Source organism: Massilia cavernae (genome assembly GCF_003590855.1).
In the GTDB taxonomy this organism is placed as follows: domain Bacteria; phylum Pseudomonadota; class Gammaproteobacteria; order Burkholderiales; family Burkholderiaceae_D; genus Telluria_A; species Telluria_A cavernae.
On record NZ_QYUP01000100.1, the window covers coordinates 1 to 9,396 of the forward strand.

Annotated in this window: 8 protein-coding genes and 1 pseudogene; 6 read left to right on the top strand and 3 right to left on the bottom strand. The window is 63.0% G+C overall.

All coding sequences use genetic code 11. From position 1 onward, the window contains the following. Positions 1-404 (top strand): 3-hydroxyacyl-CoA dehydrogenase family protein (locus D3872_RS10415; RefSeq protein WP_229459259.1); only part of this gene is annotated, 404 nt, incomplete at its 5' end. A gap of 100 nt (positions 405-504) precedes the next feature. Here the strand turns inward: D3872_RS10415 and D3872_RS10420 are convergent. The 3 genes from D3872_RS10420 to D3872_RS10430 form a co-directional block, all read right to left on the bottom strand. Then, positions 505-1,926 carry an acetamidase/formamidase family protein gene (locus D3872_RS10420; protein ID WP_220476924.1) on the bottom strand — a complete coding sequence of 474 codons (1,422 nt, stop codon included), beginning with the start codon at positions 1,924-1,926 and terminating at the stop codon, positions 505-507. Positions 1,927-1,950: 24 nt separating this feature from the next. Next, on the bottom strand, positions 1,951-3,654 hold the full coding sequence (locus D3872_RS10425) for an MFS transporter (RefSeq protein ID WP_119810709.1): 1,704 nt from the start codon (positions 3,652-3,654) through the stop codon (positions 1,951-1,953). A 109-nt stretch (positions 3,655-3,763) separates the two neighbouring features. Beyond that, a complete protein-coding gene (locus tag D3872_RS10430; RefSeq protein WP_119810710.1) occupies positions 3,764-4,231 on the bottom strand; it encodes a GNAT family N-acetyltransferase in 468 nt (155 codons plus the stop codon). A gap of 148 nt (positions 4,232-4,379) precedes the next feature. Here D3872_RS10430 and D3872_RS10435 point away from each other — a divergent pair, with 148 nt between their 5' ends. The 5 genes and pseudogenes from D3872_RS10435 to D3872_RS10455 all read left to right on the top strand — a co-directional run. Then, positions 4,380-5,558 carry an acetyl-CoA C-acyltransferase gene (locus D3872_RS10435; protein ID WP_119810711.1) on the top strand — a complete coding sequence of 393 codons (1,179 nt, stop codon included), beginning with the start codon at positions 4,380-4,382 and terminating at the stop codon, positions 5,556-5,558. A 47-nt stretch (positions 5,559-5,605) separates the two neighbouring features. After that, positions 5,606-7,459, top strand: coding sequence for an acyl-CoA dehydrogenase (locus D3872_RS10440; RefSeq protein WP_119810712.1), 1,854 nt, complete (start codon positions 5,606-5,608; stop codon positions 7,457-7,459). A 10-nt stretch (positions 7,460-7,469) separates the two neighbouring features. Then, positions 7,470-7,772 carry a Dabb family protein gene (locus D3872_RS10445; RefSeq protein ID WP_119810713.1) on the top strand — a complete coding sequence of 101 codons (303 nt, stop codon included), beginning with the start codon at positions 7,470-7,472 and terminating at the stop codon, positions 7,770-7,772. Positions 7,773-7,787: 15 nt separating this feature from the next. Then, positions 7,788-8,570, top strand: a complete 783-nt coding sequence (locus D3872_RS10450; RefSeq protein ID WP_119810714.1) for an SDR family oxidoreductase — start codon at positions 7,788-7,790, stop codon at positions 8,568-8,570. A gap of 328 nt (positions 8,571-8,898) precedes the next feature. Continuing rightward, positions 8,899-9,396: pseudogene (locus tag D3872_RS10455) on the top strand (NADP-dependent oxidoreductase); the annotation flags it as partial.

Sequence of the window (9,396 nt, forward strand, 5' to 3'; positions counted from 1 at the left end):
CCGGCGCCGGCTGGTACGACTACAAGGCGGGCGACCGCACGGCCTATCCGTCGCAGGAAGTGAACGACATGATCGTCAAGCACTCGGCCGACATCGGCGTCGGGCGCAGGAAGATCAGCGACCAGGAGATCGTCGAGCGCCTGGTGTACTCGCTGGTCAACGAAGGCGCGCGCATCCTGGAAGAGGGGATCGCGATGCGGGCATCGGATATCGACATGGTGTACCTGACCGGCTACGGCTTCCCGCTGTTCCGCGGCGGTCCGATGTTCTACGCCGACCAGGTGGGCCTGCCGAACGTGCTGGCGGCGATGGAGAAGTACGCCAGGGGCCGTGAAGGTGCTGCATGGGCACCGGCGCCGCTGATGGTGAAACTAGCCGCAGAAGGCAAAGGTTTCAACAGCTGAATCGGCAAGTCCGGCGGGTGTGGGCCTTGCCCTTACCCGCCAGACTCAGCATGCCGCCGATATGACTCTTGAGGACGTCGGCGGTGGTGACCGCGCTCGGTCAAGGGCGTCGCTTCAGTAGCGATTTGTCGAGCTTGGCGGCGACGCCAACGCTACGTCCAGCCAGGTTCGCCACGGAGTACTTCACCGCACTGCCCAGCACCTGCGCGCATTCGGACAAAGACAGGCCGTAGTCCTGCTGCAGCCACTGCACCATGCCGCTGGTCGCCGCCCGCAAGGCGTCGTCGAGTGAACCTGCCTGCCCGAGCGTCATGATCTCGGTTGGCGATTCGACGCGCGGCATGCCGATTGCCTTGTTCTTGATGAGTTCAACCGTGAACTCGACATCCATCGACGTTTCCAGCGCATATTGCGAGGTCTCGCCATCACCCTGTAGCGCGTGCGCGTCGCCCAGGTAGAGCAGCGCGCCGGGCTGTTGCACCGGCAAATAAACGGTGTTCCCTTCCACGACTTCGTTGAAGTCCATGTTGCCGCCGAAGCGTCCCGTGTCGCCAGTCGACACGGGCGGTCCATCGCCGGGGGCGACCGCCAGGCCGCCGAGCATCGGCCGTACCGGCACGGAAAACTTGCGCATCGCCGGGTCCGGATTTTCCGGACTCGCCAGTCCGCGCGCGCGATCGAGCGCCCAGCGCACCGGTTTGCCCAGGTCCGTCGCCTTGGCGGCCATGCCGCCTGTCAGCGCGCGCCCGACAATAGTATCGAGGCTGTCGGCGTAATCTCGATTCAGCCGCAGGCGCCGCAAATGCACCACCAGCGTATCGCCACGGGCCGCGCCAACCACGTGAAACGGACCGGTCTGTGGGTTACCGAACAGGGCGCGCGTCACACCCTTCTCGTCCACCCCGCCCGAATCGATGGTCGTGGTATGCACGCTGTCGCCCGGCCAGATGGTCAGCACCGGCGCCCGGTCGGCACTGAACACATTGGCATAGTCCGATGGGGTGAAATCATGGCGGTGCGGCGCGCCTGGCGGCCGCTGCGGGAGCCGGCGCGCAGTGAACGCGTGTTGGGCGCGTGCCTTGGGATTGTTCGTGTCGGGGAAGTCTGCGCTACCGCGCATCGAATCACCCTCCAACCTGGCCCGGTACAGGTAGCGCGCCCCGTCCTGGTCGAGCGCGCTGAACTCGATGCTCGCGCCCTGTCGGCTACCGCTCAACTTGTCGCCATCAATATCTCCCTCCAGGCGAGCGCCGTCCTCTCGCAAGGAGAGCGTCTGGTACGAGTAGTTGCCCCAGCGATCGAGCGCCACGATCCAAGTCCCTGCTTCCGCAGCGTGGGCCGCACCAGCGGCGCAGAACCAAAGCAGCATCAATACTTTGAGCATCGTCGTTTCCCGAAAGAATGATAGAGAAGCGAAGCATAACGCAGGTTCCAGCAGAGAAAATGTATATTTGATATGCATATCGGCAAAGACAATGCCATCCGCGAGTCCCAAGAAAAATGCCGCTATCGCTAGCGGCATTTTTCGTTCAACGGCAAGCTCGCATCAGTCAGTCGCGTAGATGTCGTTGTCCTTGGTCTCCTTCACGAACAGCATGCCGATCACGAAGGTGATCAGTGCCACGACGATCGGATACCACAGGCCGTAGTAGATGTCGCCCTTGAACGCCACCAGCGCGAACGCCGTGGTTGGCAGCAGGCCGCCGAACCAGCCGTTACCGATATGGTAGGGCAGCGACATCGAGGTGTAGCGGATGCGGGTAGGGAACATCTCCACCAGCATCGCCGCGATCGGACCGTACACCATGGTCACATACAGCACCAGGATGAACAGCAGCAGCACGACCATCGGCTTGTTGATCTGCTCCGGATCGGCCTTGGCCGGATAGCCCGCCGCCTTGATCGCTTCGCCGATTTCGGCCTTCATTGCGGTTTCCTTGGCCTTGCTGGCGGCGTCGAACTTCAGGCCGTCAGGCGTCTTGGTGCCTTCGAACGAGCTGAATTCCTTGTCGCCGATCTTGATGCGGGCAACCGTGCCCGGAGGCGCTTCCTGCTTGGTGTAGCTGACCGATGCGCCGGTCAGCATGCGGGTCGCGATGTCGCACGAATCGGTGAATACACGGGTGCCAGTCATGTCGAACTGGAAGTTGCAGGTTGAAGTATCCGCGATCACCACCACTGGCGAGTTCTTCAGTGCGGCTTCCAGCTGCGGGTTGGCGTAGTGGGTGAGGGCGCCGAAGATCGGGAAGTAGGTGGCGGCGGCGATCAGGCAGCCGCCCAGGATGATCATCTTGCGGCCGATCTTGTCCGACAAAATGCCGAAGAAGATGAAGAACGGCGTCGCCAGCAACAAGGAAATCGCGATCAGGATGTTGGCCGTGGCCCCGTCCACCTTCAGCGTCTGCGTCAGGAAGAACAGCGCGTAGAACTGGCCGGTGTACCAGACCACCGCCTGGCCCATGGTCAGGCCGATCAGCGCCAGCAGGACGATCTTGGCGTTTTTCGGCTTCAGGAAGGCTTCGCTCAGCGGCGCCTTGGAAGTCTTGCCTTCGGCTTTCATCTTGGCGAACGCAGGCGATTCATTCATCGACATCCGGATCCACACGGAGACGCCAAGCAGGAGCACCGACACCAGGAACGGAATGCGCCAGCCCCAGGCCTGGAACTCGTCCTCGCCCATGGCGGTGCGCACGCCGAGGATCACCAGCAGCGACAGGAACAGGCCCATGGTCGCGGTGGTCTGGATCCACGAAGTGAAGAAGCCGCGCTTGCCCTCCGGCGCATGCTCCGCCACGTAGGTTGCCGCGCCGCCGTACTCGCCGCCCAGCGCCAGGCCTTGCAGGATGCGCAGGGTTACCAGGATGATCGGGGCCGCGATGCCGATTTGCGCGTAGCTGGGCAGCAGGCCGACCAGGAAGGTCGAGGCGCCCATGATTAGGATGGTGACGAGGAAGGTGTACTTGCGGCCGATCATGTCGCCGAGGCGGCCGAACACCAGCGCGCCGAACGGACGCACGATGAAGCCCGCGGCGAACGCCAGCAGCGCGAAGATGAAGGTGGTGGTCGGGTCGCCGATAAAGAACTGCTTCGCGATGATCGCCGCGAGCGAACCGTAGAGGTAGAAGTCGTACCATTCGAAAACGGTACCCAGCGAGGATGCAAAGATGACTTTGCGCTCCTCTTTGGTCAGCGCCTTGGACGTAGGAACTACCTTGCGTCCGTCGGCGGTCATGCCCGGTGTGATTGCCATGTTTGTCTCCGTGTAATCGATTTAGTCATCGGATAGCCGATTCGTATTGGCTGACACGGAGTGTGGACCGATAAACTTACGTCATTCTTGCTTCAAACTTACGCCAAGCTTACTTGACCTTGTGCGACTGCAAGGTCTTGCGCATGAAAACGCTGTAGGGATCGTCCGGATAATCGCCGAAGCGTTCGCAGCGCCGGTAGCCCTTGCGTTTGTACAGCGCCAGCGCCTCCATCTGGTAGGGGCCGGTTTCGAGCGTGAACAGGCTGACGCCGCGCCGGGCGGCTTCGTCTTCGAGTAATTGCAGCAGCCTGCCTGCGACGCCTTTGCCGCGCGCTTCGGGCCTGACGTACATGCGCTTGATCTCGCCGAATTCGGGGCCGGTGACGATGGCGCCACAGCCAATCGCCGAGCCGGCCGCATCGCGCGCGACCGCGAACACGACGTTGGGCTGCTTCAGTGAAGCCAGGTCGAGCGCGAACACCGACTCGGGTGGGTACAGCGTCAACTGGTAGACATCCAGTTCTGCGATCAGCGCAATCACGTCAGGCTGGTCGGGCGTTTCAAGCGCAATGTTCATACGGCAGAGGACTCGCAAAGACAGGGGACACATATTCTAAATGCCCGCGCGCGAACCCGCCGAAAGGTTTGCGAACGACCGTACTAAATTGTGCTATCCTCGTATCGATCAACCAGGGCAAACACGCCCCCACTTACAGGAGACAACAATGATCGACGCCGTCATCGTATCGACCGCCCGCACGGGCCTGGCCAAATCGTGGAAGGGCGCGTTCAACATGACGCACGGCGCCACGCTCGGCGGCCATGTGCTGCAGGCGGCCATCACGCGTGCCGGCATCGAGGCGGGCGAAGTCGAGGACGTGTTGATCGGCTGCGCCAATCCTGAAGGCGCCACCGGCGCCAACATCGCGCGCCAGATCGCCATCCGCGGCGGCTGCCCGGTCACCACCGCCGGCATGACCGTCAACCGTTTCTGCTCCTCCGGCCTGCAGACCATCGCGCTGGCGGCCCAACGCATCATCGCGGGCGAAGGCGACATCTACGCGGCGGGCGGCGTCGAATCGATCTCCTGCGTGCAGCAGGAAATGAACACCCACATGCTGGCGGAAACGTGGCTCAAGCAGCACAAGCCGGCGCTGTACTGGCCGATGCTGCAAACCGCCGAAACGGTCGCCAAACGCTACAACATCGGCCGCGACCGCCAGGACGAATACGGCGTGCAGAGCCAGCAGCGCGCCTCGAACGCGCAGGCAGCCGGCAAGTTCGACGCCGAAATCGTGCCGATGACGACCGTGATGGGCGTCGCCGACAAGGAATCGGGCATGCTGCTCACCCGCGAAGTAACGATTTCGGCCGACGAAGGCATCCGCGCCGACACCACCTTGGAAGGCGTATCGAAGATCCGCAGTGCGGTTCCGGGCGGCGTCATCACCGCCGGTAACGCCAGCCAGTTTTCGGACGGCGCCTCGGTGGCGATCGTCATGAACAGCAAGACCGCCGAAGCGAAGGGCCTGCAGCCGCTGGGCATCTTCCGCGGCTTCGCCGTGGCGGGATGCGAGCCGGACGAGATGGGCATTGGCCCCGTGTTCGCCGTTCCGAAGCTGCTGCAGAAGGCCGGCCTGTCGGTGGCCGACATCGGCCTGTGGGAACTGAACGAGGCGTTCGCCGTACAAGTGCTGTACTGCGCCGACCGTCTCGGCATCCCGATGGACCGCCTTAACGTAAACGGCGGCGCGATTGCCGTCGGCCACCCGTACGGCGTGTCCGGCGCGCGCCTGGTTGGCCATGCCCTCATCGAAGGCAAGCGCCGTGGCGTAAAATACGTGGTCGTGACCATGTGTATCGGTGGCGGCCAGGGCGCCGCCGGCCTGTTCGAAGTGGTCTGATCAACCGGGCGGGCGCGTCAAAGCCTCGTCCAAGCCGCAAGGTGCCCATGCAATCGAAAATCCTGTCGCGCCGCGACCTCGAATTCCTTCTCTACGAATGGCTCGACGTCGAGGCGCTGACGCTGCGCGCGCGCTTCCAGGATCACAGCCGCGAAACCTTCAACGCCGCGCTCGACACGGCGGAGCAGATCGCCATCGACCTGTTCGCGCCGCACAATGCCAAAAGCGACAGCAACGAACCCCAGTTTGACGGCAGCAAGGTCACGATCATCCCGGAGGTGAAGGCAGCGCTGGATGCGTTCTCGAACGCCGGCCTGATGGCGGCTGCACAGGATTACGAGTTCGGCGGCATGCAGCTGCCGTGCGTGATGGACAAGGCGCTGTCCGGCTACTTCACAGCGGCCAATGTCGCCACCTCGGCCTACATTTTCCTCACCACCGCCAACGCGAACACTCTGTTGAAGTGTGCGACCCCGCTGCAGGTGGAGCGCTTCGTGCGTCCCCTGTTTGCCGGGAAGTTCTTCGGCACCATGTGCCTGTCGGAGCCGCAGGCCGGCTCCAGCCTGTCCGACATCGTCACCCGCGCGGAACATGACCCGGTCGACGGCCCCGAAGGCGAGCGCCAGTACCGCCTCACGGGTAACAAGATGTGGATTTCGGCCGGCGAGCACGAGATGGCCTGGAACATCGTCCACCTCGTGCTGGCCAAGATCCCCGGCGCGGACGGGCGTTTGATCCCCGGCGTCAAGGGCATTTCGCTGTTCATCGTTCCAAAGTTCCTGGTCAACGCCGACGGCACGCTGGGCGAACGGAACGACATCGCGCTGGCGGGCCTGAACCACAAGATGGGCAACCGCGGCACGACCAACTGCCTGCTCAATTTCGGCGAGGGCAAGCACCGCCCCGGCGGAAAGGCGGGTGCCATCGGCTACCTGGTGGGCGAGCCGCACAAGGGCCTGGCCAACATGTTCCACATGATGAACGAAGCGCGCATCGGCGTCGGCCTGGGCGCCTCGGTGCTGGGCATGACCGGTTACCTGCACGCGCTCGACTACGCGCGCAACCGCCCGCAGGGAAGGCATCCGGCCGAGAAGGACCCCGCCAAGCCGCAGCTGCCGATCATCGAGCACACCGACGTTCGGCGCATGCTGCTGGCGCAGAAGGCCTATGCCGAAGGCGCGATGGCGCTCGTACTGTACTGCTCGAAGCTGGTCGACGAGCAGCGCACGGCGGAAGCGCCCGAACAGCGCGAGCGTGCAGGGCAGCTGCTCGATTTCCTGACGCCGATCGCCAAGTCATGGCCGTCGCAGTGGTGCGTGGAGGCGAACAGCCTTGCCATCCAGGTCCATGGCGGCTATGGTTACACGCGCGAATACAAGGTCGAGCAGTTCTACCGCGACAACCGGCCCAATTCGATCCATGAAGGCACCCACGGCATCCACGGCCTCGACCTGCTCGGGCGCAAGGTATCGATGCAGGACGGAGCGCTGTTCAAGGCGATCGGCGGCGAGATCGGATCCACCATCGCCAACGCGAAATCGCACGAGGCGCCGCATGAACTCCAGGCCAACGCGGAGGCGCTCGAACAGGTATGGCACCGCATCGGCGCCGTTACACGCGCCCTGTATGCGGTGGGCGACCTGAACAAGACGCTGGCCAACGCAAGCCTGTATCTCGACGCTGTGGGCCACGCGGTCATCGCGTGGATGTGGCTGGAACAGGCGCTGGTAGCGGCGCAACGCCTGCCGCAGGCCAGCGAAGACGACAAGAATTTTTATCATGGCAAGCTTCAGGCATGCCGCTACTTCTTCAACTGGGAATTGCCGAAGGTCGGGCCGCAGCTCGACCTGCTGGCAAGCATCGACACCACCGCGCTGGACATGCAGGATGCGTGGTTTTAAAAGGAAAAATATGATCAAGCACATCGTAATGTGGAAACTGAAGGACTTCGCCGAGGGCCAGGACAAGGCGGCCAATGCGCAGAAGATGAAGCAGATGCTGGATGCGTGCGCGAAGCTGGTGCCGGGCACGCTCAGGTTCGAGGTCGCGCTGGCGCAGCCGGGGCTGGAAGCCACGTATGACGTGGTGCTGTATTCGGAATTCGACAGCAAGCAGTCGCTCGACGCATATGCGGATCATCCGGAGCATGTGGCGGTCAAACCGTTCATCGGGGCCGTGAGGGCGGAGCGGCAGTGCATGGACTACGAGGTCTAAAGAGTGAGCGACACCATGCGCACACCCCAACAACTCTTCAACCTCAACGGCAAAACCGCCCTGGTCACCGGCGGCTCGCGTGGCCTTGGCCTGCAAATGGCGGAAGCCCTTGGCGAACAAGGCGCCAGGGTCGTGATCAGCGCACGCAAGCAGGCCGAGCTCGACGAAGCCGTCGCCCACCTCAAAGGAATGGGCATCGACGCCTCCGCCATCGCCGCCGACTTGTCCGAGGAATCCCACGTCCAGCCGCTGGTCGCCGAAGCCATCAAGCGCCTCGGCCACATCGACATCCTGGTCAACAACGCCGGCGCCAGCTGGGGCGCCCCGGCCGAGGATTACCCGGTCGAAGCCTGGGACAAGGTCATGAACCTCAACGTCCGCAGCATCTTCCTGGTCACCCAGGCGGTAGGCAAGCTGTCGATGATTCCGCGGAAATACGGACGCATCATCAATATTTCATCCATCGCGGGACTGGCGGGCAACCCCGCCGGCACCATCCAGACCGTGGCCTACAATACCTCGAAGGCCGCGGTCATCAACTTCACCCGCACACTCGCGGGCGAATGGGGCCGCTACGGCATCACGGTCAATTCCATCGCGCCTGGTTTCTTCCCATCGAAGATGACCAGGGGCGTGCTCGACACCATCGGCGCCGACAAACTGGCCGAGGGCGCGCCGCTCGGCCGCATCGGCGACGGCGAAGATCTCAAAGGGGCGACGGTGCTGTTCGCATCGGACGCAGGCAAACACATCACCGGCCAGACCCTCGCGGTCGATGGCGGTGTATCAGCGGTATAAATCTTGACATCCTCCCCTTCGTAAACGGAAGGGGATTCCCACTGCTGGCGTCTGATGTCCCAGACGGAAGCCGGACTGAAAGTAGCCCAGCTTCTTATTCAATCCGCAGGATATCTCTCGACCTCGCCTAAGGCGACTGCGGATCGGAAAAAACGTTACAGGTGACTCATGCCCCAGCGCGTAATCGCATACTGAAGCACTTATGGAGTTTGACCATGTCCCAACAACAAAGTTCAAAACATTTTTTCACTTGGACGGCTGCGGGCGCTACGCGCCCGGCTCATTTCACTCCCTGCCCTGAAGGACAGGGTTTCTCGGAGCAATTCTGATGACTACTCAATTCCAACGTATTGTTTTGGCGTCGCGCCCGCGCGGCAATGTTCAACCCGAGAACTTCCGCCTCGAGACGGCCGAAGCGCCCGAACTGAAGGAGGGCGAGGTACTAGTGCGCAACCACTACCTGTCGCTCGATCCGTACATGCGCGGCCGCATGAGCGAAGCGAAAAGCTACGCCGCCCCGCAGCCGCTCGACGAAACCATGATTGGCGGCACCGCCGGCGAAGTGGTGGCATCGAAGAACCCGAAATTCGCACCGGGCGACAAGGTGGTCGGCATGATGGGCTGGGCAGAGATGGGCGTGGACGACGGCCGCAACATGCGCAAGGTCGATACCACGCACATCCCGTTGTCGGCTTACCTGGGCGTGGTCGGGATGCCGGGCATTACGGCTTGGTACGGCCTGAACCAGATCATCGCGCCCAAGGCCGGCGAAACGGTGCTGGTCACGGCTGCCAGCGGCGCGGTAGGCAGCGCGGTGGGCCAGCTG